General features: G+C 48.5%; 23 protein-coding genes. 14 read left to right on the plus strand and 9 right to left on the minus strand.

Annotated features, from left to right (window positions below):
- Positions 1-102: 102 nt before the first annotated feature.
- The 7 genes from BZJ21_RS10860 to xthA all read left to right on the plus strand — a co-directional run bounded on the left by BZJ21_RS10860 (position 103) and on the right by xthA (position 6,397).
- Positions 103-555 carry a sensor histidine kinase gene (locus BZJ21_RS10860; RefSeq protein WP_158075526.1) on the plus strand — a complete coding sequence of 151 codons (453 nt, stop codon included), beginning with the start codon at positions 103-105 and terminating at the stop codon, positions 553-555.
- Positions 556-557: 2 nt separating this feature from the next.
- Positions 558-1,262 (plus strand): response regulator transcription factor, encoded by a 705-nt coding sequence (locus tag BZJ21_RS10865; protein WP_077669797.1) that lies wholly within the window; start codon positions 558-560, stop codon positions 1,260-1,262.
- A complete protein-coding gene (locus BZJ21_RS10870; RefSeq protein ID WP_077669782.1) occupies positions 1,255-2,715 on the plus strand; it encodes a TrkH family potassium uptake protein in 1,461 nt (486 codons plus the stop codon). The genes BZJ21_RS10865 and BZJ21_RS10870 overlap by 8 nt, the downstream gene beginning before the upstream one ends.
- A gap of 15 nt (positions 2,716-2,730) precedes the next feature.
- Complete coding sequence (locus BZJ21_RS10875; protein ID WP_021024009.1) at positions 2,731-3,384, plus strand: potassium channel family protein; 654 nt, start codon at positions 2,731-2,733, stop codon at positions 3,382-3,384.
- 1 nt (position 3,385) lies between these two features.
- Entirely contained in the window at positions 3,386-4,750 is a 1,365-nt protein-coding gene (locus BZJ21_RS10880; RefSeq protein WP_077660911.1) for a TrkH family potassium uptake protein, read from the plus strand.
- Positions 4,751-5,261: 511 nt separating this feature from the next.
- Positions 5,262-5,462: a hypothetical protein gene (locus BZJ21_RS16120; protein ID WP_077460110.1), complete on the plus strand. Its 201-nt coding sequence runs from the start codon at positions 5,262-5,264 to the stop codon at positions 5,460-5,462.
- 131 nt (positions 5,463-5,593) lie between these two features.
- Positions 5,594-6,397 (plus strand): exodeoxyribonuclease III, encoded by an 804-nt coding sequence (gene xthA / locus BZJ21_RS10890; RefSeq protein WP_021024005.1) that lies wholly within the window; start codon positions 5,594-5,596, stop codon positions 6,395-6,397.
- A 119-nt stretch (positions 6,398-6,516) separates the two neighbouring features.
- Here xthA and BZJ21_RS10895 read toward each other — a convergent pair whose 3' ends face one another.
- The 5 genes from BZJ21_RS10895 to BZJ21_RS10915 form a co-directional block, all read right to left on the minus strand.
- Positions 6,517-7,194, minus strand: coding sequence for an ABC transporter permease (locus BZJ21_RS10895; protein ID WP_021024004.1), 678 nt, complete (start codon positions 7,192-7,194; stop codon positions 6,517-6,519).
- A gap of 6 nt (positions 7,195-7,200) precedes the next feature.
- Positions 7,201-7,941 (minus strand): ABC transporter permease, encoded by a 741-nt coding sequence (locus tag BZJ21_RS10900; RefSeq protein ID WP_077460108.1) that lies wholly within the window; start codon positions 7,939-7,941, stop codon positions 7,201-7,203.
- A gap of 38 nt (positions 7,942-7,979) precedes the next feature.
- The gene (locus BZJ21_RS10905; protein ID WP_021024003.1) at positions 7,980-8,756 is read right to left on the minus strand and encodes an ABC transporter substrate-binding protein; all 777 of its coding nucleotides are present in this window, start codon (positions 8,754-8,756) and stop codon (positions 7,980-7,982) included.
- A gap of 84 nt (positions 8,757-8,840) precedes the next feature.
- Positions 8,841-9,611 (minus strand): ABC transporter ATP-binding protein, encoded by a 771-nt coding sequence (locus BZJ21_RS10910; RefSeq protein WP_077460107.1) that lies wholly within the window; start codon positions 9,609-9,611, stop codon positions 8,841-8,843.
- A 413-nt stretch (positions 9,612-10,024) separates the two neighbouring features.
- Complete coding sequence (locus BZJ21_RS10915) at positions 10,025-11,185, minus strand: tetratricopeptide repeat protein (protein ID WP_131826344.1); 1,161 nt, start codon at positions 11,183-11,185, stop codon at positions 10,025-10,027.
- A 496-nt stretch (positions 11,186-11,681) separates the two neighbouring features.
- Between BZJ21_RS10915 and BZJ21_RS10920 the strand changes: the two genes are divergently transcribed.
- The gene (locus BZJ21_RS10920; protein WP_077460105.1) at positions 11,682-13,193 is read left to right on the plus strand and encodes a DUF3360 family protein; all 1,512 of its coding nucleotides are present in this window, start codon (positions 11,682-11,684) and stop codon (positions 13,191-13,193) included.
- Between the two features lie 133 nt (positions 13,194-13,326).
- Positions 13,327-15,603, plus strand: a complete 2,277-nt coding sequence (gene pflB / locus BZJ21_RS10925; RefSeq protein WP_077460104.1) for a formate C-acetyltransferase — start codon at positions 13,327-13,329, stop codon at positions 15,601-15,603.
- A 71-nt stretch (positions 15,604-15,674) separates the two neighbouring features.
- Here the strand turns inward: pflB and BZJ21_RS10930 are convergent, their stop codons facing one another.
- Entirely contained in the window at positions 15,675-17,294 is a 1,620-nt protein-coding gene (locus tag BZJ21_RS10930) for a methyl-accepting chemotaxis protein (RefSeq protein WP_077669784.1), read from the minus strand.
- A gap of 331 nt (positions 17,295-17,625) precedes the next feature.
- On the opposite strand from BZJ21_RS10930, the gene pflA reads away from it, so the two are divergent.
- On the plus strand, positions 17,626-18,366 hold the full coding sequence (pflA, locus tag BZJ21_RS10935; RefSeq protein WP_021023997.1) for a pyruvate formate lyase 1-activating protein: 741 nt from the start codon (positions 17,626-17,628) through the stop codon (positions 18,364-18,366).
- 103 nt (positions 18,367-18,469) lie between these two features.
- Here the strand turns inward: pflA and BZJ21_RS10940 are convergent, their stop codons facing one another.
- On the minus strand, positions 18,470-19,375 hold the full coding sequence (locus BZJ21_RS10940) for a LysR substrate-binding domain-containing protein (protein ID WP_077460102.1): 906 nt from the start codon (positions 19,373-19,375) through the stop codon (positions 18,470-18,472).
- Between the two features lie 197 nt (positions 19,376-19,572).
- Here BZJ21_RS10940 and focA point away from each other — a divergent pair, with 197 nt between their 5' ends.
- On the plus strand, positions 19,573-21,027 hold the full coding sequence (focA, locus tag BZJ21_RS10945; RefSeq protein ID WP_077669785.1) for a formate transporter FocA: 1,455 nt from the start codon (positions 19,573-19,575) through the stop codon (positions 21,025-21,027).
- Positions 21,028-21,108: 81 nt separating this feature from the next.
- On the opposite strand, the gene BZJ21_RS10950 is transcribed toward focA, so the two are convergent.
- Positions 21,109-22,299, minus strand: coding sequence for an MFS transporter (locus BZJ21_RS10950; RefSeq protein WP_236719552.1), 1,191 nt, complete (start codon positions 22,297-22,299; stop codon positions 21,109-21,111).
- A 149-nt stretch (positions 22,300-22,448) separates the two neighbouring features.
- Positions 22,449-23,114, minus strand: coding sequence for an energy-coupling factor ABC transporter permease (locus tag BZJ21_RS10955; protein WP_021023993.1), 666 nt, complete (start codon positions 23,112-23,114; stop codon positions 22,449-22,451).
- Positions 23,115-23,285: 171 nt separating this feature from the next.
- On the opposite strand from BZJ21_RS10955, the gene BZJ21_RS10960 reads away from it, so the two are divergent.
- The 3 genes from BZJ21_RS10960 (at position 23,286) to BZJ21_RS10970 (ending at position 25,770) form a co-directional block, all read left to right on the plus strand.
- Positions 23,286-23,786: a YfbU family protein gene (locus BZJ21_RS10960; RefSeq protein WP_021023992.1), complete on the plus strand. Its 501-nt coding sequence runs from the start codon at positions 23,286-23,288 to the stop codon at positions 23,784-23,786.
- A gap of 128 nt (positions 23,787-23,914) precedes the next feature.
- Positions 23,915-24,757, plus strand: coding sequence for a 23S rRNA (guanine(745)-N(1))-methyltransferase (rlmA, locus tag BZJ21_RS10965; RefSeq protein WP_077669786.1), 843 nt, complete (start codon positions 23,915-23,917; stop codon positions 24,755-24,757).
- Positions 24,757-25,770, plus strand: a complete 1,014-nt coding sequence (locus BZJ21_RS10970; protein ID WP_236719553.1) for a ChaN family lipoprotein — start codon at positions 24,757-24,759, stop codon at positions 25,768-25,770. The genes rlmA and BZJ21_RS10970 overlap by 1 nt, the downstream gene beginning before the upstream one ends.
- Positions 25,771-25,852 lie beyond the last annotated feature (82 nt).

Below are 25,852 nucleotides of genomic sequence, written 5' to 3' on the forward strand. Positions count from 1 at the left end.
TACTGTGACTCTTCCTGAGATCGCAGGGTCTTTGACGTCTCGTATTAACGATAACTTTCAGATGTTCAATCATGCATCTTCAAGTTAATTGGGTATAGCTTAGTGATCAATAAAAACGCTGAAAACATCATCGATGTTATCAATGTTTCTGTCTCTCGGTGTCATGAGCCTGAACGAGTAAAAATCACCAGCACTGAATCTCCTACTGTGCCGGTTAGCCGTGCACTAATAGAACAGGCCCTGTTTAATATTATTGATAACGCCTTAAGATATTCTCCGGCAAACACCATTGTGACTATCCATGTATATAGTCAATCAAACAATATATACATCGATATAAAAGATCAGGGTGAAGGGATCCCCCTAAAACATGCACATAAGATATTTGATCTTTTTTATACAACGCACGAGGATAAAAAAAGCGACAGTGGATCAGGGCTGGGGCTGGCGGTTGCTAATGGAGTTATACGTGCACATCAGGGCAGGATTGAGTTAGCACACTCAGAAATAGGCTGTTTAATGAGAATTCGTTTGCCTGTGGATGGTGGAGAGTAATGATGGCATACCGCGTATTATTGGTTGATGATGAAAAACAAATCCATACATTTGTACGAATATCACTGAATGCAGAAGGGTTTGATTATCTCGGTGCATATTCATTAGAGAGTGCATTAAGTGTTATTCAGCATCAGTCCCCCGATGTGATTGTGCTGGATTTAGGCTTACCCGACGGCGAAGGTATTTCTTTACTCAATCACATTCGAGAAAAAGGACATACAACACCGGTTATTATTCTCACCGCACGCGATCAGGAAGAAGAGAAAATTACGTTACTCGAAGCCGGTGCAAATGATTATATAAGCAAGCCATTTGGCGTGAAAGAGCTCATTGTAAGAATAAAAGTGCTCGTTAGAGATTTAATCGCGCCTTCAAAGAAAACCGAGGACCTCATTCAGTGTGGTGAGTTAAGTCTATCTTTGTCAAGCCATCAATTTTGGTATCACTCTCGTTTAGTCTCGTTAACGAAGAAAGAGTTTCATTTCATGAAAATACTGATGGAAGGAAACGGCTGTTTAGTAAAACAAGATGACCTTCTCATCTCAATTTGGGGTGAGACACACAGGCAAGACAACCATTATCTGCGTGTTTTAGTCAGTCAGATAAGAAAAAAGATATGTGAGGACGCAAGTCAACACAACATAATAAAAACGGAACCTGGCATTGGTTATCGCCTTTGTGTTAACGAGGATGACCATGATTAACCCTAAAAGCACCGTTCGTTTATTATCGATGCCCATTCTATGGATGGGCATTGTCCAGTTTGTCTTTGGCCTGTTGTCGCTTTTTTTATTTAACGATCATATATCTAAACTTTTTTTTGGCCCAGCCACCGCAATATTGTTTGTGTCGTTTTTGATCTCATTCTTCTTCAGAAGAGAAACACTAGATAATGTAGCATTTAGAGAAGCACTTATTTTCGCAACCTTGACTTGGGTTGTCACTGGTATTCTCGGTGCATTACCCATTTATTCAGTGACCGGCGTTAACTTTACTGATGCGGTGTTTGAATCTATCAGTGCATTAACCACAACAGGTGCTACGATTTTATCAGGCCTAGACGCAATGCCGCCTTCTTTTTTAATGTATCGTCAATTTCTACAATGGATGGGTGGGCTCGGTGTTGTTATTTTTGTTGTGGCGGTCTTGCCGATGCTCAATGTCGGCGGAATGCGTCTCCTTAAAGCAGAAACACCTGGCCCAATAAAAGACGACAAGCTTTCTCCTCGGATAACAAAAACCGCCCATTATCTATGGGGAGTCTATTTATCTATTACGGCATTATGCGCTCTTTCTTATTACGTCTCAGGCATGTCTCTCTTTGACGCCATAGGCCACAGCTTTACAACCGTCTCTACCGGTGGCTTTTCAACGCATGATGCTAGCATGTGGTACTTTGAAAGCCATAGCATTTTAATGATTGCGAATGTTTTTATGCTGTTAGGGGCTATCAACTTTGGTTTGCATTTTCGTGTTTTTCAGCGCGGTGCAAAAGGCGTGAAGTTATACATTCAAGACGAAGAAGCCAGAATATTCGTACTCATTGTTCTTTTTTTGGGGAGTGTGTTAGGCCTCTATCTCTATAAAACCGAAACTTACCCATCATTGGCATCCTCGGTAAGCTTTGCACTTTTCCATGTCGTGTCTTTTATTACCAGTACTGGTTACGGTGCTGCTGATTTAGGTGCGTGGCCGGCCGCAACTGCATTGTTTTTAGTTTTCTGTGCTTATCTTGGCGGCTGCTCTGGCTCAACAGCAGGTGGTAATAAAATCATTCGAGATATCATCACATTTAAAGTGATACGTCGTGAAATCCAACAGCTTTCACATCCGCGTGCAGTGATCCCAATTCGATACCAAAATAAGGCCGTGTCGTCTGATGTTACCAATGCCATTATGGCGTTTATGTCATTGGTAGTATTAACCACGGTTGTGTTTACGATTTTAATGATGATGACTGGGCTTGATTTTTGGACATCGTTCACTGCTGTTGTCGCTTGTATTAATGTATTAGGCCCTGGTTTTGGTGATGTAGGTAGCAATTTCCAGCCTGTAAGTGATATTGGGATATGGTTGCTTAATTTGGCAATGATTCTTGGTCGGCTAGAGTACTTTACGGTTCTAGCTATGTTATTACCCCATTTTTGGAAAATATAATAAGGTTATCATGCTATGGCACATTTTACTGTCATTGGGTTAGGTCGTTTTGGTATCGCAGCGAGCCTCGAGCTTATTCACCTTGGTCATACCGTTACCGGTGTCGATAAAGATTCTAAAATGGTTGAGCAATATGTGGAAGATTTGACCCAAGCGGTTATTTGTGACTCCACAGACGAAAATGCACTACGCGAACTTGATTTAGCAAATAGTGATGCTGTGCTTGTCGCGATTGGAGAAGATATGCAATCCAGTCTCTTGTGTACGCTTGCGTTAAAGAACCTAGGTGTCAAAGAGATTTGGGTTAAAGCCAGTACCAAAGCGCACCATACGATTGTCTCTAAATTGGGCGTGTCTCGTATTATTCATCCTGAAGAAGAAATGGGCATACGTGTTGCCCAGTCTTTAAACTATCCAATGGTTAATAATTATCTTGCCATTGGTCATGGCTTGTACGTTGTAGAAATTGAAATAAAACCCAAACTTCATGATAGGACAATTGCACATGCACTTGGCGATGCGCGGACCAGCATCACGCCATTGCTGGTTAAGCGCGGTCAAGAGGTAATCACGGGGTTAGATACAGGCTTTGAATTGCGTAAAGGCGATCAATTACTTTTGTGTGGAACCCGAGCCGAACTGAAATATATTGCCCCGAGGTTAGTGTGACATGGTGTTATGGCATCCCTCTGTTAGCCCCGTAGAGCGTAAACCGAAAGCGGGTAAGAAACTGTTAGGTGCACCACCGCTGATTCTAAGTGGTAGCTTTGCATTGTTGATTCTATTAGGAACATGTCTTTTAAAATTGCCTTTCGCAACGACTGCGCCTATCTCTTGGATTCAAAGCCTATTTACAGCAACCTCAGCAGTGACAGTCACTGGGCTTGTTGTTGTTGATACAGGTACCCAGTTCACTATGTTTGGGCAAACGGTGATTGCACTGCTTATCCAGTGTGGTGGGCTGGGTTTAATGACCTTTGCCATTGTGACGTTAATTGCGTTGGGCGGACGGATAGGTTTTTTACAACGAACCGTCGCGCGTGAAGCGTTCAATCAGACAGATGCCTCAACGTTAACGTCAACAGCTAAGTCGGTACTTGTTTTCGCGCTACTGGTTGAAGTGATTGGGATGGCAATACTCACACTGCGCTGGCAGGGCGAGCTAGGTTGGAGTGACAGCTTATTCCACGGCTTTTTTTACACCATTAGTGCATTTAATAATGCAGGGTTTGCCCTCAGCGCCGATAGCCTAATGCCATATGTCGATGATATTACAGTCAATCTGACCATTACTGCGCTCTTTATTATCGGGGGCTTAGGCTTTACCGTATGGATCGACTTGCGGCGTCATCGGCGTTGGTCAAAGCTCACGGTGTACAGCAAAATGATGATCATAGGGACATGTTTAATTAATGGTGTAGCGTTAATTGCCATTTACCTCATTGAATACGACAACCCCAATACACTGGCTCCCTTGAGTGAATCTGGAAAATGGCTTGCTTCGTGGTTTCAAGCAGTAACACCGCGTACTGCTGGCTTTAATACATTGGCTATTGATCAGCTCGAGGATGCAACCACCGCCATTATCTTGGTGCTAATGTTTATTGGAGGAGGATCGCTAAGTACCGCTAGTGGCATAAAAGTCGTCACCTTTATGGTACTTGTTTTGGCAACATATGCATTTTTACGTCGTGATGAAGCGATTTACGTCTATAAACGTGAAATAGCCAGAGACACCGTCAGTAAAGCGTTAGCTCTGTCTCTTATCTCGATAGGGATGACTTGGTTCGCTATTTTTTGCTTGTTGTTGAGTGAAAGCGCAGAAATGACGGATGTGGTGTTTGAAGCCGTGTCCGCATTAGGAACGGTAGGCCTTTCACGAGGACTCACTGGGTCATTATCTGATGTGGGTGAGTTTATTATCATTTTTATGATGTTTGCTGGCCGACTGGGTCCGCTAACTTTGGCTTACTTTTTAGCCAGCCCAAGAAAGAAAAAGCTACGCTATGCCGAGACAAAGCTGGCGATAGGATAAGCGAGCGCTAGAATCATTAACGCGGTGCTGATGTGCCGCGTTGATAGTCGTCAATACCAAGAAATTATTGGTTAAAACCCTTTACATCGTAAAAAAATGCTGTAGTGTGGCCAAAGCTCTAGATACGGAGCATCAAAAGACATCAAGTCAAAGTCGAGACAGACCACGCTATTTCCCGCATAGACTCTCTGCAGTATTCCACTTTCGCTTTTTTCCTACATTGATAACCCGTTAACTTGAACACTTTATTTGCTACCACGCTGTTTATTTGTGAACGCTGTTTATTTGCAAAAACCGATGCGCTGGTATCACTTTACTTGTGGTAATAGCTTGACTGACAACGTGCTGACTTATTAAGCAGCACAAACTGTAAAGCACCACGATCTGTTAAATATATGGAGATCCAATATGGCTGCAACAAACGGCAGACTGCGTCACTGGTATCATTTGCGCCGTGCGCAAACACAACCACAAACACCATCAACCACATTTAAATCAGTAAGGAACGCCATTGATAGTTAATTTTGCTCTTCCTAATCTTGCCAACTGGCAGGTCGTGATCCATCAGTTTAACGGGGATATTATCCTCAAGCATTTGCTTCATCGTCTTCCTGTTTTGTCTCAACCTACCCTGCGTTTTGACCCCTGCACCCAAGAAGGCGCGATTTTTAGTCAAGGTGAGTGCTTAGGCGCCTTTTCGATCGCAAGCTAATCTCCCCCCATTACGTACCACGCATCCTCGTCACCATACGCCGAGCATTGCATTGAGGCCGCCTTTCCGTTCATTGAACGAAGCTGGTAAAGTGTCTTACTATCAATAAGACAACAAAGGCAGCCTCACACGTGAAAATCATCTCTTTTAATATCAACGGTATTCGAGCGCGTTTACATCAACTGCAAGCCTTAATTGAAAAACACCAGCCTGACGTGATCGGGTTGCAAGAAACCAAGGTGCATGATGATGCCTTTCCACTCGCCGATGTCGAAGCCATGGGCTATGAAGTACACTTTCATGGCCAAAAAGCGCACTATGGTGTGGCGATGCTATGCAAAAAGTCGCCAATCAGCGTACAAAAAGGGTTTCCAACCGATGATGAAGACGCCCAACGCCGTATGATTATGGCCACGTTTGAAGGCGAAAATGGCCAACCTGTCACCGTTCTCAATGGTTACTTTCCCCAAGGGGAAAACCGTAGCCACGAAACCAAATTTCCTGCCAAACGTAAATTCTACCAAGATTTGATGACCTATTTAGAGGGTCGTGATCCCAGCGAACACCTGGTGGTCATGGGCGATATCAACATCAGCCCTAAAGACGACGATATTGGTATTGGCGATCACAATGCCAAGCGATGGCTACGCACCGGTAAGTGCTCTTTCTTACCTGAAGAGCGTGAGTGGTTAGAGACGTTGATAAATTGGGGCTTCGTGGATACCTTCCGCACCCTACATCCAGCGGTGAATGATCAGTTCTCGTGGTTTGACTACCGTTCGCGCGGTTTTGATGATAACCGTGGCTTACGCATTGATGTGGTGTTAGCCACCCAAGATCTTGCCAGCCGCTGTATTGATGCGGGGATTGATTACGAGCTGCGCGGCATTGAAAAACCCTCCGATCACGCGCCAATTTGGGCCACCTTTAAATAAGCCCTCGAATTGGCCGCGCAAGCGCGCTTAACAATATCGCTTAAGACGCCGCTTAATATTATTACGCCGCAGCATGGCTATGCTGCGGCGTTTGTCATTTTGCGATATGCCTATAACAGCTAGCTCAAGGGCCGCATATGACGTAAAAAGCGACGCTCTGCTAAGCGGAACATCCATAGGATGCTAAATGTCAGCGCCATATAGAACACACCCGCGGTCAAAAAAGATTCAAAGGGCGCATAATAACGCGAATTCACAATCCGAGCCGCCCCAGTGAGATCAACAATGGTGATAATGCCGGCGACGGCCGAGCCGTGAAGCATAAATACCACTTCGTTACTGTATGCCGGTAAAGCACGGCGCATCGCACTGGGCAGAATGATCCGCGAAAAGGCTTTATACGGGCTCATGCCATAGGCAATCGCCGCTTCCACTTCTCCTTTGGGCAAGCCATTGATCGCGCCACGAATAATTTCAGCGGTATACGCTGCAGTGTTGAGGACGAACGCGACGAGCGCACAAAACCATGCATGTTGCCACAACGAATCTTCAACGTTTACCACTTGGCTTAGGCCGTAGTAAATCAAATACAGTTGGATCAGTAGCGGCGTCCCCCGAAAAAAGTAAATAAACGCCCACGCAGGGTAACGCCAAAGCGGAAACTGTGCATTGCGCGCCACGGCGACAGGCACGGCCACCAGCAAACCAATCACTAACGCGGAGGCCACCAGCCATACGGTCGTCCAAAGGCCATCGAGATAAATCGGCCAGGTTTCGAGTACAAGTGAAAAATCCATAGTCACCTACCGCGTATGAATACTAAAGCGACGCTCCATCCAACGCAGCCCGGTGGTCGAGATGCTGGTAAAGAGCAAGAAAATAAGCGCGACGGTAAAGTAAAACGTAAATGGCATTTGGGTCGAGCCGGCTGCCAACGCGCCTTTACGCACCATGTCATCCAAGCCAATAATGGACACCAGCGCGGTGGTTTTTAACAGTACCAACCAGTTGTTACCAAATCCTGGCAGCGCATGGCGGATCATTTGTGGCAACAAGATGCGGCGAAACGCCAAACTACTGCTCATACCATAGGCGCGCGCGGCTTCCATCTCGCCGGCGTCGACCGCCATGATGGCCCCCCGAAAGGTTTCAGCCATGTAAGCACCAAAAATAAAACCAATGGTTAGGATCCCGGCGATAAACGGGCTAACGTCGATATAGTCGGGTAAATAGGCAGTCCAGTCATGATCGGGATTTTGTCCTGCCATGTACTCATTGAGCCATTCATTCATGCCATATAAGCTGTTATTGAGCAGCATTTGACCGCCGTAAAAAATCAGCATCATCAGTACCAAATCAGGGATCCCACGAATCACCGTGGTATAAACGGTCGCAATGCCACGCAACCAACCCAATTTAGATAATTTGGCAAGCGCCCCGAGCATCCCGAGTAACATGGCCAAGCCCAGTGATAATAGCGCAACCTGAAGGGTCACCCATGCGCCTTCAAGCAGGGACCACTCGTAACCTTTCAAATCAATCATATGATTCGGGCAGCACTTTCATGCTGCCCGCCTGCCTTTTACTCGCCGTAAACGTCGTAGTCGAAGTATTTGGCAGCAATCTCGTCATACACGCCTTTTTCACGTAATGAATCAATTGCTTGATTAAGTTTCTCAGTCAGCGCTTTGTCTTGTTTGCGTGTCGCAATCCCAAAGCCCTCGCCAAACCACTCAGGGTCAGTCAAAGAAGGACCGATAAATTCAAATTCATCGCCACCCTCTTTATCGAGAAGCCCTTGCTGCAAAGCGGAAGCATCACCCAAAATAGATTCAATACGACCCGCTTTTAGATCAAGATAGGCCTCATCAAACGTACCGTAACGGACGATATCAACCGCGTCGCCATAGTTGTCGGTAAGATATTTGTCGTGTGTGGTTGCACGCTGTACACCAATTTTCACCCCGTCGAGTCCTTCTTTGGTGAAGGTGAGATCCGTGCCCTTTTCGGCCACAAACTTGTTCGGGATTAACGCGTATTTATTGGTAAAATCTACCTTTCTTTTACGCTCTTCTGTGATCGACATCGCCGCGATAATGGCATCGTATTTACGCGCCAGCAGTGACGGAATGATCCCATCCCAATCTTGCGCGACGATCTTACACTTGGCCTGCATTTCCTCACACAGCGCATTGGCCATATCGACATCAAAACCTTTGAGATCACCTTCGTTTGTGGTCCAGCTAAAAGGAGGGTAGGCGCCTTCAATACCAAAACGTACGACCTTCCAATCCTTGGCTGCAACGGAGGTTGACCCAACTGCGGCCATCACGGCGGCGGCAACTAGCCATTTTTTCATCTTCCTTTCTCCTGTCGTTTAACGATGTTGTGTGGGCAAAGGCCCTATTGCATGGTTATGCTATTGATAATTATATTTAATTAATCAGTATATTGACGATATAAATTGCTGCAGACGCTCAGAGTCAGGTGCATCAAACAGTTCTTTCGGGTTGCCCTGCTCTTCCACTAATCCTTGATGCAAGAACATCACATGATTAGAGACATCACGCGCAAAACTCATTTCATGGGTTACCACCAACATGGTGCGCCCTTCCTCGGCCAGTGAACGCATCACGCCCAACACTTCCCCCACTAACTCGGGGTCAAGCGCGGAGGTTGGCTCATCAAACAGGAGTACTTCTGGCTCGACGGCAAGCGCTCGTGCAATGGCAGCACGCTGCTGCTGGCCGCCTGACAAGTGGCCGGGATAGTAGTCACGGCGCTCGTATAAGCCAACCCGATGGAGAAAGGCTTCAGCATCTTCAATCGCTTTTGCTTTGGGCACGCCGAGCACATGCACTGGCGCTTCAATCACATTTTGCAGCACGGTCATGTGCGACCATAGATTGAACCCCTGAAACACCATCGCCAGACGAGAGCGAATGCGCTGTACTTGTTTATCGCTGACGGGCACCGGATCGCCTGCACGGTTATTTTTCATTTTGATCAATTCACCATTGACCCAAATTTCACCGCCAGTAGGGGTTTCAAGTAAGTTAATACAGCGCAAAAAGGTACTTTTACCAGACCCGGAAGACCCGATAATCGAGATGACGTCGCCGCGGTGGGCATCGAGTGAAATGCCTTTGAGCACTTGATGCTGCCCAAAGCTTTTTTTAAGTGACTTAACCTGTAGCGCTACTGCATCCGTCATGCGCTAACTCCTATCATCCGTGATAATTATTGTATTGAGTTTATCAATTGAAAATATCACCCCTTCTCTTAAGGAGCAACATTTTGTTAACCTTTAAATCTGTTTTATTATAGTCACTATTACTGCATAAAAAGTCAAATACAATATTTAATGCTGAAAAAATGAACACTCAGTATCTGGGCGACTACCCGCGATGCCTGAGTCCTCAACCACAATAAGTGTAGAGGCAAACGCAAGAAAAAAGATTGTTTTTATTGATAAAGACAAAATAAAAAGGAGGATAAAAGAGGATAAAGATGCAATTGATTTTATTTTTGCGACAAAACACAGGTGACAAAACTGTGAACAAAAAGGCGTTTCTTTTCTATTAGAAGACAGTATTGTACTCAATAATAGACATCTGCTAGATCGGATTACGAGGTGCGACTGTCACGCCGTGTTGCACGTTTTGCTTTAAGCAGTTCAAGCGTGTCTCGCCAGCGATCGACAAGCTCAGACGGATCCTTGCTTTGCCATTGGTCAAGCGCATAGTCAGCAAGCGTGTAGTCGCCCGCTTTAATCGCACTAATGGCCAGCCACTGCCAAAGCATCTTATCGTCTTTCAACCCATAAGACAGTGCCACTTGCGCCGTATCAATGACCTCTTTCCAATGGCCTAATTGATAAGCCAGCATTACCTGCAACTTCAACGTCTGTTTATCCGGCTGGGTTAAATTCACTTCACTAATTCGATTCAGAGCCGCTACACGCTGGTTATTTTTGATCAGACATTGCACCATAAATAACTGCTCATCACGCGTTGCTACACGGTCAAGCTGCTGTAGCCCCTGCTGCCAGTACAATAACGCCTGCTCAGCCTCGTTGGAATCAAGTCGAGAAACAGCAATCGCTCGGTATAGCGCAATATCCGCCCTGGCCCTTGCTAAATATTGCCGAGCAGTGCGATGCGTCCCCGCTTTAACATGCGCACGCGCGGCTTGCTCGAGCCACTTGGGCGCCACATCAGCCGCATTCACGAACTGATCAAACGTCGCCGCCGCGGCACCATAACGCGACAACGCCATTTCACTCAGCGCCTTTGTTTGCAATACAAAGGCATCAAGTGCGTCGAGTTCTTGAAGCTGGTTGGCATAATCAATCGCCACATCAAATCGCGACAAAGAATAAGCAGCCTGCATCGCAAGACGGCCTGAAGAGGGGGATAAATGATGGTGCTCACTGAGTTGGCGCGCATAATTTAACACCTCATCATATTGCTTGACCCGATAGGCCAAACGGATCACGGCAGCAAGTGCATCCGCTTCGCTGGCTTCTGACAGTGAGTTCAAAGCTAACGCGTTTTGATAGGCACGATAAGCTTCGGCACGCTGATTAAGATAGAGATAGCTGATGCCCTGTAAGCGCCAGAGTTCGGCGCGCTGAGGTGACACAAGCTTTTGATCGCCTTGCTGCGCCAGTAACGCCGCTGACAACTTCAGAGCTTGCTGATAATTTCCACGCTCGATAGAGGCACTTACGTCCGCTATTTCTGCCGCCTGCGCCGTCGCGAATGACAGTAAAAACAGAAGCATCATTGCAAGTCGACGACTAACAGAAACAAGCATTCGAGACTCAACGGGAAACAAACATAAGCATCGCAACATGAAAATCCATTTTTAGAAGACAACACCTCGACTATAACCTATCTTTTTTATTCACTACAGCGAACAAACGTTTGCTGTCTTTATTTGTTAACATGCGCTCACAACAAACCCGACGAAACGCCACACAATAACGCCGTTATCTTGCTGTTTTGTGGCACATATTTACCGCCCTTATTGGTAATTAAATTACAAAATAGCGACTTTAGTCGGATTGTGAACGCGATAATGGGTCTAGAATCTCGGTAAACACCGGCGTAGCACGTAAAAAAATTACACGGTAATGATCTAAGTCAACATTCGGGAATCACCCTGTTGTTAGCATGCTGATAACGAAACAGAACACGGCCACAAGGCCAGCGTTAAAAATAAACCAAGACTGGCTAAGTCGCTGTTTCGAAAGCTTTTGCTTTCTGTAGACGAGGAAATTATGGCAACACATGCTCAAGACCGCAGTGTGAGTCACGATGAAAAGAGCGAATATCAAAAGAAGCACAAGCCGGCTTCTTCATTTGCCTCCCGGGCTGACTACCTGAATCACGAACTACAAATTATGCGTCCGCGCCGTTGGGGCTTGAACCTGCCTGGCCGTGACTTCCGTTTTGAAATTGAGGATCTTGTTCCCGCGCTGGCCGGTACCATCGGCATTATCGCTATGTATTCTGCAGTGATGATGTCATGGGCTGAGGGGCTAACCGCCGCGTGGGATCATGTGACTTTAGGTAAAGCGTTTGCTGTTGAGGTCGCGCGGGTTGAAATGCTTATCCCCGCACTCCTTTTTTGTGTCCTTTTATGCGGATTTATCAATCCACGCGCTAACCTGGCCGGTAACCATGGGCCAATGATCCCGCTTGTCGGGACCATCGCGCTCGCCGGCGCACATCCTCTCGCCTTGGGGATCCTAATCGGTGCCTTTGGCTTGATACTCAGTTATGTCAAAGGCGGGTCTAAATTAGTGAACCTAACCAGCCAAGGGGTAGCGGGTGGCTTGCTGATTTTCTTGGGCTTTGGCGGGGCAAAAGGTCAAATTGAGAGCCTGCTAGCCTGGGGTGCTGCCATTGATATGGGCTATATATCCATTGTCATTCTGGCCGTATCCATTGTGATTTATGCCTTTTTAGCTCGCATTGGTAAACGCTGGTTAGCGATTCCTGTCTGTGCCGTTACCGGTGGATTGATTGCTACCGCATTAGGTGCCGGCTCATCACTAGAGTTTGTGACACAACCGGGTGTGCCAAACCTAAACCCGGTTTACTGGTGGGGATCAACCGAGCAAGGTTGGCAAATGGGCTTACCAACCCTATCGCACTTTCTTGCGTCACTACCATTTGCTCTGCTCGCGGTAGCGATGTGGTCGCCAGACTTTCTTGGTCACCGTATTTTCCAGGAACTTAATTACCCGAAAAAGGCCGAAAAGGTATTGATGGACGTGGATGACACCATGACAGGGTGTTCTATCCGCCAAATCGTTGGGGCATCAGTCGGTGGGGGTAATATCACATCCTCATGGGGCACTTATATGATTCCTGCAGCGATTGCTCGTCGCCCGATTCCTGGCGGGGCCATTGTCCTCGGTCTGTTATGTATTGCGGTTGCGTTGATTGGTTATCCAATGGATGTAGCAACCTGGCCACCGGTGATGACCATTGCACTATTATCAGGTGTGTTCCTGCCGCTTCTTGAAGCAGGGATGCAAATGGTTAAAGACGCGAAGTCTAGCCAATCAGCCGGTATTTGTATTTTCGCCTCCATGGCTGTTAACCCAGTCTTTGGTTGGGCAGTCACTATGCTCTTGGACAACAACGGTCTTATCGGTGATAAAGAGCGTCCTGGTACGCTATCGACCATCGATCGTCTGGTGATTCCAACCGCCACAGTGATCATTTGTGTGGCTGCTATGTTGGCAGTCGGAATGATTCCCGGCATTCCACCTTTATTGTAATAACACGGCCCCGCTTTCGGGCGGGGCATCCGGATAAATCGATGGGTCACAGCGTCAGCCATACTGACACAACACTATGACTGGCCTTGGTCCCAACACATGTCTTTTTGAAAAGAGAACAGGTAGGTGCAACATGTCTGAGCACAATTCCAATGCATGGGAAGGATTTGTTGAAGGTAACTGGAGCAAAGCCGTTGACGTTCGCGACTTCATCCAAAAAAACTATACCCCTTATGAGGGTGACGAATCATTCCTAGTGTCTGAGCCAACTGACGCGACTCGCCAACTGTGGGCGCGCGTGATGGAAGGCATCAAGCAAGAAAACGCGACGCATGCCCCGGTTGATTTTGATACGTCGGTGGTTTCTACCCTGACCTCTCATGATGCCGGCTACATTGAGAAAGATCTGGAGCAGATTGTTGGTCTACAGACCGACGCACCGCTAAAACGCGCTATGCTGCCTAATGGCGGTATTCGTATGGTTCAAAGTTCGTGTGACGCATACGGCCGCGAACTGGATCCACAAGTAAAGAAAACCTTCACCGAACATCGTAAGACTCACAACCAAGGGGTTTTCGATATTTACACCCCTGACATCCTCAAGTGTCGTAAGTCAGGCATTTTGACAGGTCTACCTGATGCTTATGGCCGTGGCCGTATCATCGGTGACTACCGTCGCGTTGCTTTATACGGCATCGACTTCCTGATGGCGGACAAAAAAGCGCAATTCGATTCTCTACAAGAGAAATTTGAAAGCGGCGAAGATCTGCAAATGACCATGCAACTGCGTGAAGAAATTGCAGAGCAACACCGCGCGTTGGGCCAATTGAAAAAAATGGCAGCGTCTTACGGCTGTGATATTTCTCGCCCAGCAGAAAACGCAAAAGAAGCGATTCAGTGGACCTATTTCGGTTACCTGGGTGCGGTTAAAACACAAAACGGCGCGGCCATGTCGCTCGGTCGTACGTCTACCTTCCTTGATATCTACCTACAGCGTGATGTTGAAGCCGGTAAACTCACAGAAGAACAAGCGCAAGAGCTGATTGACCACTTCGTCATGAAACTGCGTATGGTACGCTTCCTGCGTACGCCTGAGTATGATGATCTCTTCTCTGGCGACCCAATTTGGGCCACCGAATCTGTTGCCGGTATGGGCCTAGACGGACGTACTCTGGTTTCTCGTACCAGCTTCCGTTTCCTTAACAGCCTGTACACCATGGGCCCAAGCCCAGAGCCAAACATCACAGTGCTTTGGTCTGAGCAACTGCCTGAAGGCTTCAAAAAGTTCTGTGCCAAAGTGTCTATCGATACCTCGTCTATCCAGTACGAGAACGACGATCTGATGCGCACTGACTTTGAATCTGACGACTACGCGATCGCTTGTTGCGTATCACCGATGATCGTTGGTAAACAAATGCAGTTCTTTGGCGCCCGTGCCAACTTGGCTAAAACGCTCCTTTATACCATCAACGGTGGTATTGACGAGAAGCTGAAAATCCAAGTTGCGCCAGAGCACCCAGCGATGACTGACGAAGTGCTGGACTATGACAAAGTCATGGACCGCATGGATCACCTGATGGATTGGTTAGCGAAACAGTACGTGACTGCGCTGAACAGCATCCACTTCATGCATGACAAGTACAGCTATGAAGCGGCATTGATGGCCTTCCACGATCGTGATGTTTATCGCACCATGGCCTGTGGCATTGCGGGTCTATCCGTTGCTGCTGACTCATTGGCCGCAATCAAGTACGCAAAAGTGAAGCCAGTTCGTGACGAAGACGGTATTGCTATCGACTTTGATATCGAAGGTGAATACCCAGCGTTTGGTAACAACGATGAGCGTGTTGATGCGATTGCCTGTGACCTGGTTGAACGCTTCATGAACAAAATCCGCTCACTGAGAACTTACCGTGATGCGGTTCCGACTCAGTCTATCCTAACGATCACCTCAAACGTAGTATACGGTAAGAAAACCGGTAATACGCCAGATGGTCGTAAAGCGGGTATGCCATTTGGTCCAGGTGCGAACCCAATGCACGGCCGTGATGAGAAAGGTGCGGTTGCGTCACTGACCTCTGTCGGTAAACTGCCATTTGCTCACGCTAAAGACGGTATTTCTTATACCTTCTCTATTGTGCCAAATGCTTTGGGTAAAGACGAAAACACCCAACGCGCGAACTTGGCGGGCTTAATGGATGGTTACTTCCACCATGAAAGCGGTCAAGAAGGCGGCCAGCACCTGAACGTGAACGTGATGAACCGTGAAATGCTACTAGACGCGATGGAAAACCCTGAGAACTATCCTCAGCTGACTATCCGTGTTTCTGGTTACGCGGTACGTTTTAACTCGCTGACTAAAGAGCAGCAACAAGACGTCATTACACGTACCTTCACGTCTTCACTGTAAGATGTAGCGATAAAGCGTACGCGATACGCTAATAAAAAACCGCCGGCAAATGCTGGCGGTTTTTATTTGGGTTACACTTCAAAATGATCCAGTTGTCTATCCAACTCTCGTGCAGAATCTGCCAACAGCTGGCTTTGCTCTGCCAGGTGAGAAGCCGCCCCACTGACTTCGTTCGCTGAGTTATGAATGTTGCTGACGTTTTGGTTCATTTCTTCAGACACCGTCCCCTGCTCTTCGGCCGCCGCCGCAATCTGTACCACGCGATCGTTAGAGCCATGTAGCGCACTCACCATATCTTTAAGCTGCTGCTGAGTTTCAAGCGCGGTTTCTACACTCGCTTCACTGGACGTATGGCTTGATTTCATCGCCTCTGCCGCTTCAATCGCGTTATTGGTCAGCGCTTCTATCGTCCCTTGGATTTGCGTGGTTGATTTTTGCGTACCTTGCGCCAGCGAGCGTACTTCATCGGCCACCACCGCAAAGCCACGACCTTGCTCACCGGCACGTGCCGCCTCAATCGCCGCGTTTAGGGCCAATAGATTGGTCTGCTCAGAGATCCCTTGAATAACCGTCGCGACATCACTGATCTCCATCACGCCTTGCTTGACCTGATTGACCAATTTATCTGCCCCAGCGATACGTTCGGCAACTTCACGGATACTGGCTACCGTGCTATCCAATTTATGATTGCTATCTTCCGCCATCGAGGAAATATCATTGGTGGCTTGCGCAGTTTGTTCTGCGTGATCCGCGACATCAGCGACAGTTGCTGTCATTTCGTTCATCGCCGTTGCCAGTTGCTCGAGTTGCGCGCGCTGAGATTGAATACTTTGTGCACTCTGCTCACTCGCTGATGCAATCGACGACGCCATAGTAGAAGACTGCTTCGCCTCATCATGGGCAACACGCATGGCTTCACGAACACTCTCCATAGCTGTATCCATACGCCGCGCCAATTTACCGATTTCATCATGACGGGTATAGCCGCACTCAATGCGTAAGTCCCCACCTGCAATCCGATCAAACTTTTCGACCAATTCATCTAACGGCACAACGATGTCGCGACTGACAAACGCACCACAAACTAACAGGATCACCCCCGCGATAAGCGTTAACCCACCAATTTGCCACGCTGACTGGATAAACTGCGCTTCAATATCGCTCACATGAGTGCCCGAGCCAATAATCCAGTTCCAACCATTTACGCGTTTCACATAAGAGATTTTGGGCTTCATCTCACCTTCCGGTGAGCGCCAAGTATAATCCAACATACCGCCTTGTGACCCTTTGCTCACTGTTACCATTTCTCGCCAATGGTGCTTGCCGTCGCCATCGGTCAAACTGCTCGCACTGGTGCCATTCAACTTGGGCTTTATCGGGTGGTTAACAATCGTGAGATCAGGCTTGAGCACCCAAAAATAGTTATCGCCGTCATAACGAAGCTGGTTCAGTTGCGCGATCGCCTGCGTTTTGGCTTCCTCTTCGCCGATTCTTGATGCCTGCTGGCGGTAATAATTCACCACACTTTGCGCCACTTCTATATTGGCCCTTAGCGAAGCGGTTCGCTCGGCATAAGCTTGATCACGCTCTTTTTGGATAGTGAACATACTGATCGCAACCAGCAATGCAATGGCTATCAACATGAGCGCAACAAGCTTATTTTTCACTCTCAGATCACTGATTTTTTTCATTATATACCCTAGCGTTTACTGTTGATCCTAGCCTGATACTCGGCTCTATTAAGCTCACATGCAGCCTGAAAGGCCATATATGGGTAACTCTGCATGTCGCACGTTAGTTTGGACAAAAAGGCCAGAAGACACAAAAACAACATGGAGATTATCTGGATTAGCTCTCATTGTGCTGGCATAGAAAACTGGAACTGTGATCAACCCAAAGACAGAGGTGTAACACCACAGCAACGTTCACAAAGAGAGTGCGAAAAAGAGGGGAATTTCCTTACGTTGAGGCCGGTTTTTGTAATAAAATGACAGTATCGCAATTCGCAGTCTGGAGACAGTTATGTCGGCAATTGGTCGCATCCATTCCTTTGAATCTTGTGGGACCGTAGATGGCCCTGGGATACGTTTTATTGTCTTTATGCAAGGCTGCTTGATGCGGTGTAAGTATTGCCATAATCGCGATACTTGGGACACTCACGGCGGGAAAGAAGTCACTGTCGATGAGATCATGAAAGATGTATTGGCCTATCGCCACTTCATCACCGCATCAGGCGGTGGGGTCACCGCATCGGGCGGCGAAGCTATGTTACAGCCAGAGTTTGTCCGAGACTTTTTCCAGGCCGCGCAAGCCAAAGGTATTCATACCTGCTTAGACACCAACGGCTATATCCGTAAGCACACGCCCGTGATTGATGAAGTGCTTGATGCAACCGATTTGGTCATGCTGGACCTAAAACAGCTCAATGATGAGGTTCATGAAGACTTAGTAGGCGTATCGAATCGCCGCACGCTCGATTTTGCCAACTACTTGCACAAAATTGGACAAAAAACCTGGATTCGTTACGTCGTGGTGCCCGGCTATACGGATGACGATGATTCCGCGCACCGCCTAGGTCAGTTTATTAAAGGCATGGACAATATCGAAAAGGTGGAATTACTCCCCTATCACCAGCTTGGTGAACATAAATGGGAAGCGCTGGGTTACGAATATGAGTTAAAAGACGTGGGCACACCATCAAAAGAAATGATGGATAACGTCAAAAACATTATTGCCAGTTATGGTCATAACGTCATGTATTAATCCGACGCACCTCTGCGCACCACCCATCAGCCGGTCACCTTGTGGCCGGCTTTTTTTCGCGTCTTTATACTTTTTTCACGTCGTTATACCTCTGTCTCGCGACTTACATCTCGCGCCGGCGGGCTTTGGTCATCCTAATGGCTTCACGAATAATACAGTCACGCAAAGGGTTATCTGCGCCATCCGCTCGCCAGATAAAAGACAGTGTTCGACGCATATTGAGCTCCGGCACGTTCAGCGCCACCAGCTCCTCGCGTTCAATCCACTTTTCAACATCTAAATAGGGCAAGCAGCTTAGGTAATTGGAGTTAGCCACCAAAGTACGCAACACAGGCACCTGTTCATATTCTCGCCGCACATCAAGATCTTCAATAACACCATGAATCGCACTATCAAAACTATGTCGTGTCCCGGCACCCGGCTCTCGCAATACCCACTGCGCTTGTTCAAGTTGCGCCAAGCTTACCTGATCACGCTGCGCATAAGGATGGTGCTTGCCCGCCACGACCACAAGGTGGTCATGGCACCATACCTGCTGCTTTAAGCGGCTATCATCGCAACGCCCCTCAATGATCCCCAAGTCGTGCTGATAACGGCGCACACTATCAATGACTTTCTCGGTGTTTTTCACGGTAAAGTCGATTCGCAGCTCGGGGAAATCACTATCAATAATACTGATAAGGTCTGGAATAAGGTGTTCTGCTGCGGTTTGACTGGCAATTAAGGCAATATCGCCACTGATAATGTGCTGTCCATCAAACCCTGCCTCAATCTGTTGCGCATCAAACAAGAGTTGGCGTGCTTTGGGTCGCAACCAGGCTCCCCAGTAGGTGAGCTGCATTTGCTTGCCTTGCCGCTCGAATAATGGCCGCCCTAACAACTTTTCTAGCTGCGACAGGGCCATACTGGTAGCCGACTGCGTCAACGCTAACTGGTCGGCCGCTCGGCTTACACTGCCGGTCGCGGCGATCGCTTCAAACACAGCCAACTGTTTCAATGAGTACCGCATCCAGGCTCCTTACTGTCTGGCTTTAATGGCAATACCCTATCAATTTTTATGATTCTTACCCTAAGAAATATCAATTTTACTCCTGATAGAGAGAAGAATAGGCTGGTTTTATTCACATTACGTCTAAAAAGGAGTACAACCTGTATGTTGACCTGTCTTTCCCCTCGGGCAAATAGTGCCGACAGAGGAGACAACGCATGGTAAGTCCTACCCCAATTAAAACGGAGGGCCCCGCTGCATTGCTTGCCAACGCTGAAGCCTATGCAGAGAGTAAAACCCATAAATCGACCCGGATGGCGATTGGGCTAGCCATGATGGCCGGCTTATTTATCGGACTGGCTTTCGTGTTCTACCTCACGGTAACCACGGGCAGTAACGCCGGCTGGGGAATGACCCGGTTGATGGGCGGGCTTGCCTTTAGCATGGGCTTAATATTGGTGGTGCTTGGCGGTGCAGAGCTATTTACCAGCACAGTGTTGTCTATGCTGGCGCGTGCCAATGGCAAGATCTCCACCCGCGGCCTGCTCTATACCTGGGCAAGAGTGTATTTCGGCAACTTGTGCGGCGCCCTACTGTTGGTGTTTATCGTGATGGTGGCAGGGCTATACCAACTTGACGATGGGCAATGGGGATTAAACGCATTACACGTGGCCCAACACAAGCTACATCACAGTTGGATACAAGCCTTTGCGTTAGGGGTGTTGTGTAACTTGCTAGTTTGTCTGGCGATTTGGATGACCTTCACGTCGCAAAATCCACTGACCAAAGCAGTGATGGTGATTCTTCCCGTGGCCATGTTTGTCAGCACCGGCTTTGAGCACAGTGTCGCCAATATGTTCATGGTGCCACTGGGGATGAGCATTGCTACTTTCGCGCCCGACAGTTTTTGGCAAGCAGTAGGGAATTCACCGGCTGCCTTCAATGACCTTAACCTGATCCAGTTTATCAGTGCCAATTTAATCCCCGTCACGCTCGGCAATATTGTCGGTGGTGCTGGCCTTGTCGGCATGGGCTACTGGCTGATTATTAACCCTGAGAGAGAAAATAAAACAGCGCAAATTTCTTCATTGACGCTACCGTCTGCGAATTATTCTGAGAGACCCACTATGACCCAAGAAACCTTAACCATTGAAAAAAACATGAAGCCTGCCCACTGTGCCTTGCAAAGCCACCAGTTTGTGGCCGATGCATTAGAGCAACTCAACCGCTATCAGTTGCAAGGTGCGCCTGTCGTCGATAAACAAAATGAATTGGTTGGCTTTTTCTCGGTGCAAGATGTCTTTGTTGATTTATGGTGGAACGATTACCAACCCGACATGGACACCAAAGTCGAAGATTTAATGCGCACGGAGGTGCAGACCGTTGAGGCAGACCAATCCGTGATTGAACTGGCGCAGTACATGAGCATTGACAACCAAGTGCTGTATCCGGTCAGTGATGCGGGCATTGCCACGCGCTTTACCACCCAATCCGCACTAGAGCGCGCGAAAACACAAACACTGTCTAGACCGCACGTTTATCCTGTCATGAAAGACAACATCTTGGTTGGCGTCATCAGCCGCTCAGATGTGGTTCGAGCTTTGGCGCCGTTATACGGTAACGCCATGGATATTCTCCCTGCCGATGCAAAAGAAGGACTTGTTAGCGCCTAACCAAAACTAAAAACACGCCTCAGAACGGTTCTGAGGCGTGTCGTGTTAGCTCCCGCGTGTCGTGTTAGCTCCCCGACGTTGTCAGGCGGCACTCAAGTTAGGCATTTGCCGACGCCCTCTCAGATAAGCGATCCACATATATACCGCCGTACTAAGCAAGCAACTGGCCAAGTACATCATCAACCCTTGCTCACCAGAAAATGCTTGATGCGCCAATACCGGACCACTGACGGATCCAACACTGTACGCGAGTAGAAGCGCCTCAGTAGCCGCGACAATTTTCCCCGGCGCCAGCGAGGCACACGCATAAGCAATCGCAATGGGATAAATGGCAAACACGGCGCCACCAAGCATCACGAGCCCGACGCCAAGCCACCCGTTGCTGTTAGCAAGTATAATGATGGCTACGGCAAGCAATCCCACCACACAGAAATAGAACATCAACAGGACTCGATTCACTCTGGTCGAGATGGCACCTAATAACGGCTGAACGCCCATGCCGCCAACAATGACTAACGCCATCATTGCTCCAATCTGTTGATGATCGTCAACACGTTCAGCAAGATAAAGGGGTAATAGACCATAGATCGCGCCTAAGGTGAGCCCCGACACAATGCAGGCGATATAGGCAGCTTTACGAATGGCTCTTAAGGTGCCTGTGTGCTCAATAGGGCCCATCATCGCTTGCGACGGCTCACCATGGCGCATAAATAAGGGCACGATAATCGCCGCCGTGACCAAACTACCGATCAACCAATACGGCTGAGCACCTGTCACACCGACATAACCGACGCCCAGCTGACCCAAGGCATTACCACCATATAAAGCGGCCATATAAAAGCCTAAACGCTTAGCCCGTTGACGCTCTGAATCGGCGATCAATAACCATGATTCAATCGCGACAAACACCCCTGCGACCGCAATGCCGGCCACAAATCGTGACACTAACCATATCCCCTGCGCTTTGATCGTTGCCATCGCGGCAATAGACAGCAGCAGCACACCCATAAACAGCACTAATGCCTGTCGATGCCCCATCCGCGCGACGATACGTGCACTCCACAAAGCACCAAACAATAATCCTGCATAAAAGGCACTCGCCAGCCAAGCGGCCAGTTCAGCCGGCATCCCAAGCGGCATTAACGCCAATGGAATCAAGCTCATCAAATAGCCACTCGCGACCGCAAATGCCGTTAAGCTCACTAATGGCACCCATGGAAACACAGACAGGGCCATGCCGCTGCCATTTTGTGCAGAGGATAGATTATTCATGACAGTTCGTTCAATTCTCAGATAAGTGGCACGGACGGCCGGGGCCGCTAATATGTGCCATTATTTGAGATAAATACAGCGAACGTTTTTATTGGTCTCAATAAGAAAATTTAATGGATAGAATCCATAAATACCCAAGCACTGTGCCATCAACGCTCTGGCGACAAATACTCTCTGTCATAAAAGGTGCGTAACCAATGGGGGCGATACACCGCCATCACCGTCACCGCCATGCCGTTAAGCAGCGCCTCGGGGAACCACATCAATAGTGCAATTTGCAGGTAGTTATGCACAATCTCATGCCAGCTATGACGATCGGCAGCCCAATACCAGAGCGAGGTCACCGATAGCTGAAACACAATGGTCAGCGCCGCACCGATAAACGCCGCAATAAAAATATAGATAAAAAGGTGGCGGGTTAAATACTGGTAGCTCAGTGCGAAAATCGCATAACTGAACACAATAGGCAGTATCGCCGTGGTAAGCGCCGTCATCCCCATATCTGCGACGGGGACAAAACCAAAGAGCCCCATCAGTGCCAGCGGCACGGTGGTAATCCAAATGGCAATGCGCCAACCATGGCATAAAGCTAACGTGGTCACGCCCAGAAAGTGGATATCGAGCCCCTCTTTGATCCCCGCCTGCAACGCCCAAAGCGCAAACAGCACCACCGCCGATGAAAACGCTAAATGCTGATAACCCACTTCCTGACGCAGTTTAGGAAAAAACTCACGTGGATAGGTTCCATATAATACCCCTGCCCAGCCTAACCAACCTATCCATTGCCAACCACTGACATCAGCCCACTCAAACATAACGTCCCCTTCATGAACGATCTTTTACCCAATCCCTTATGCGGGTGAAAAACGTGCTACGGACATAGCTCAGATCAAGATTTCAGCGATAAAGAGCTGCTAATCTCTGTCCATACCCTCATCGTTTGATGAACGACTATTGTAACTTCGAGAGTTAAGAGGCCAACCGCAATGGATATGACCCCTGCACAACGTTTAATTTTATCTAACCAGTACCAGTTAATGTGCCACCTCGATCCCTCTAATGGCGAAAAGTACCGTCGCCTACAAACCATCATTGAGCGCGGCTACGCGTTGCAAATGGCCGAGGTGATCAGCCAGTTTGAAGCACTCTGCGAAACCCAATGCCGCGAAGTGATTGATATCATGGAAATGCACCATGCGATGCAGGCCTCTTATCACCTCCTTGACGATACCAACCAAGCGGCATTATCGCCACGTCGCGTGCAGTTCTGGGGCTTTGACGCAGCAACCGAAGGGGCTTTGGTGCATTATGTGCGCTTTTTAGTCGATACTGAGGGGCTTTATCCGCAGTTCGATCAAGGAGAGCACTGCTTTAACAGTCAAATGCCAATGCGTGACAAATACCGTCGTATGCTCGACGTTTGGCGTCAGTGCCCGCGTCAATTTCACTTAAGCCTAACCGAGATCGAAAAGATCCTCGCCGCCTAGTGAAAGGGAAAAGGTAACAATGCAGCCGTCCTTGTGGGCGGCTTTTTGATTTCTCACGGCGCAAACTTGTCGAACGTCACACAAGCCCGTACCCTTAAGCGCATCAAAGACAAGACACAGACTCTGCCATGATTTATCGATGCCCGCTATGCCAACAGCCCCTGCAAGCCAAGCCACGTGGTGCTTATTGCGCTGCCAATCATCAATTTGATCGCGCCAAAGAGGGCTACCTCAACCTATTACCGGTGCAATTTAAACGCTCCAAAGATCCGGGCGACAACAAAGCCATGACTCAAGCCCGCCGCGCATTTTTAAACGCTGGCCATTATGCGCCCATGCGCCAAGCGATGATTGATGCCCTCACCCAGGCACTGAATAGCGAGCACCAGACGATCTTGGATGTGGGCTGTGGTGAAGGGTATTACACCCACGCCATCGCCGATCAGACAGCCGCACAACAGTGGTCTATTTATGGGCTGGATATCGCCAAAATCGCCGTGCGCTATGCCGCGAAATGGTATCCACAATGTCAGTTTTCGGTCGCCTCATCGCAACGCTTACCGTTTGCCGACAACAGCCTTGACGGTGTGGTGCGTATTTATGCGCCCTGCAATGGCGACGAGCTTGATCGTGTTATCAAGCCCGGTGGCGTTGTTGTCACCGTCACCCCAGGTCCACGTCATCTATTTCAGCTTAAGGCGGGTATCTATGATGAGGTCCGGTTACACGAAACGCCAGCAGAGGCCCTGCCCGGTTTCCAGCTTGAAAGTGAGCGCTCACTGCATTACCCGATGACATTAACAGGCGAGCAAGCCCTCACCCTGCTGCAGATGACACCGCTTGCCTGGCGCGCCTCCGATGAATGGCGTGAAACGTTAGCCAATGCCAACGGCTTTCACTGTGAAGCCGACTTTACCTTGCGTGTGTATCGTCATCACACAGAGATTGACTCGGCCAAAGGAGAAGCGTGATGCACACTTGCTCACCATGGACAAAAAAGGGCGTGATTGACCGCTTTTTGAAGCCGCGCTTTTTGCAACTGCGTGCCACTCAATGGCTATTGGCGGCCAGCTTAGTACTAAGCCCCGTCAGTGTCGCAACGGCATCGCAACCGACATCGGCGTCTATTAATACCTTATTTGACTATCAGGTGACCACCGCCCAAGGGCAGTCACTTAGCTTGACTCAAGTGGCTGACAACGTCGAAAAAGCGGATATTGTTCTAATCGGTGAATGGCATAGCCATCCTGGGGTGCACCGTTTTCAAACCGAGTTGCTCAACCAACTTGCCTCACGTCATTCTGTCGCGCTTTCCATGGAGCAATTCAGCCGTGATGCCCAGCCAGTGGTGAATCAATACCTTGCCGGCGACATTGGCGAAGACACGCTTAAGCGTCGAGCCAATGCATGGGACAACTACAATGGCAGCTATCGCCCGTTGATCGAGCTAGCTAAACAGCGTCAATTTGACGTGATTGCCGCTAACGCCCCTAAACGCATGGTTAGCTGTATTGGTCGACAAGGTTTGGCTTACTTAGATAAATTGCCGGACCAGCAGCGTCAGTGGTTTGCCGCGACGATTGATACCCAAGACTCACCGTATAAACGTCAGTTTAAAGCCAACATGCATCATGGCACTCCCACCCAAACCGACGATCAATTTGCCGCGCAACTCGCCTGGGATGCCACCATGGCAGAAAGCATGGTCGATTATCACGCCCGTCACCCTGATACCCAAATTGTCCACATCGCGGGCCGCTTTCATATTGCCGAAGGCTTAGGGACGGCCGCACAATTAAAAGCGCGAAATCCCGACCTGACCATTGCACTGATCACCGCGGTGAGTGATCAAGCCAAGCTTGCCGACAACGCTAAGGATCTTCGCTTAAAGGTCATGCCTTTGCCCCAGCGCTGGCAGTCGATGGATGAAATGCGCGAAGCAGTCAGCCAAATGAAAGGGCAAGGCGCGCCGCAGTGTCGTTAAGCCACGCATCCATCACCGACCAATAAAAACGCCGACCCTGAGGTCGGCGTGTGTTGCCTGGGTGAGCCGCGCATTTCGGTTA

The sequence above is a fragment of the Salinivibrio costicola subsp. alcaliphilus genome, from assembly GCF_001996185.1.
Classification (GTDB): Bacteria; Pseudomonadota; Gammaproteobacteria; order Enterobacterales; family Vibrionaceae; genus Salinivibrio; species Salinivibrio costicola.

Bases quoted from the DNA above. Each gene is read 5' to 3' on its own strand.
- BZJ21_RS10895 (WP_021024004.1), bottom strand. From the start codon at position 7,194: ATGGATTTTTCACTTGTACTCGAAACCTGGCCGATTTATCTCGATGGC.
- pflA (WP_021023997.1), top strand. From the start codon at position 17,626: ATGTCGGCAATTGGTCGCATCCATTCCTTTGAATCTTGTGGGACCGTA.
- BZJ21_RS10865 (WP_077669797.1), top strand. From the start codon at position 558: ATGGCATACCGCGTATTATTGGTTGATGATGAAAAACAAATCCATACA.
- BZJ21_RS10905 (WP_021024003.1), bottom strand. From the start codon at position 8,756: ATGAAAAAATGGCTAGTTGCCGCCGCCGTGATGGCCGCAGTTGGGTCA.
- pflB (WP_077460104.1), top strand. From the start codon at position 13,327: ATGTCTGAGCACAATTCCAATGCATGGGAAGGATTTGTTGAAGGTAAC.
- BZJ21_RS10950 (WP_236719552.1), bottom strand. From the start codon at position 22,299: ATGAATAATCTATCCTCTGCACAAAATGGCAGCGGCATGGCCCTGTCT.
- BZJ21_RS10900 (WP_077460108.1), bottom strand. From the start codon at position 7,941: ATGATTGATTTGAAAGGTTACGAGTGGTCCCTGCTTGAAGGCGCATGG.
- BZJ21_RS10940 (WP_077460102.1), bottom strand. From the start codon at position 19,375: ATGCGGTACTCATTGAAACAGTTGGCTGTGTTTGAAGCGATCGCCGCG.
- BZJ21_RS10870 (WP_077669782.1), top strand. From the start codon at position 1,255: ATGATTAACCCTAAAAGCACCGTTCGTTTATTATCGATGCCCATTCTA.
- focA (WP_077669785.1), top strand. From the start codon at position 19,573: ATGGTAAGTCCTACCCCAATTAAAACGGAGGGCCCCGCTGCATTGCTT.
- BZJ21_RS10910 (WP_077460107.1), bottom strand. From the start codon at position 9,611: ATGACGGATGCAGTAGCGCTACAGGTTAAGTCACTTAAAAAAAGCTTT.
- BZJ21_RS10915 (WP_131826344.1), bottom strand. From the start codon at position 11,185: ATGATGCTTCTGTTTTTACTGTCATTCGCGACGGCGCAGGCGGCAGAA.
- BZJ21_RS10875 (WP_021024009.1), top strand. From the start codon at position 2,731: ATGGCACATTTTACTGTCATTGGGTTAGGTCGTTTTGGTATCGCAGCG.
- rlmA (WP_077669786.1), top strand. From the start codon at position 23,915: ATGATTTATCGATGCCCGCTATGCCAACAGCCCCTGCAAGCCAAGCCA.
- BZJ21_RS10960 (WP_021023992.1), top strand. From the start codon at position 23,286: ATGGATATGACCCCTGCACAACGTTTAATTTTATCTAACCAGTACCAG.
- BZJ21_RS10920 (WP_077460105.1), top strand. From the start codon at position 11,682: ATGGCAACACATGCTCAAGACCGCAGTGTGAGTCACGATGAAAAGAGC.
- BZJ21_RS10955 (WP_021023993.1), bottom strand. From the start codon at position 23,114: ATGTTTGAGTGGGCTGATGTCAGTGGTTGGCAATGGATAGGTTGGTTA.
- BZJ21_RS10930 (WP_077669784.1), bottom strand. From the start codon at position 17,294: ATGAAAAAAATCAGTGATCTGAGAGTGAAAAATAAGCTTGTTGCGCTC.
- BZJ21_RS10970 (WP_236719553.1), top strand. From the start codon at position 24,757: ATGCACACTTGCTCACCATGGACAAAAAAGGGCGTGATTGACCGCTTT.
- BZJ21_RS10880 (WP_077660911.1), top strand. From the start codon at position 3,386: ATGGTGTTATGGCATCCCTCTGTTAGCCCCGTAGAGCGTAAACCGAAA.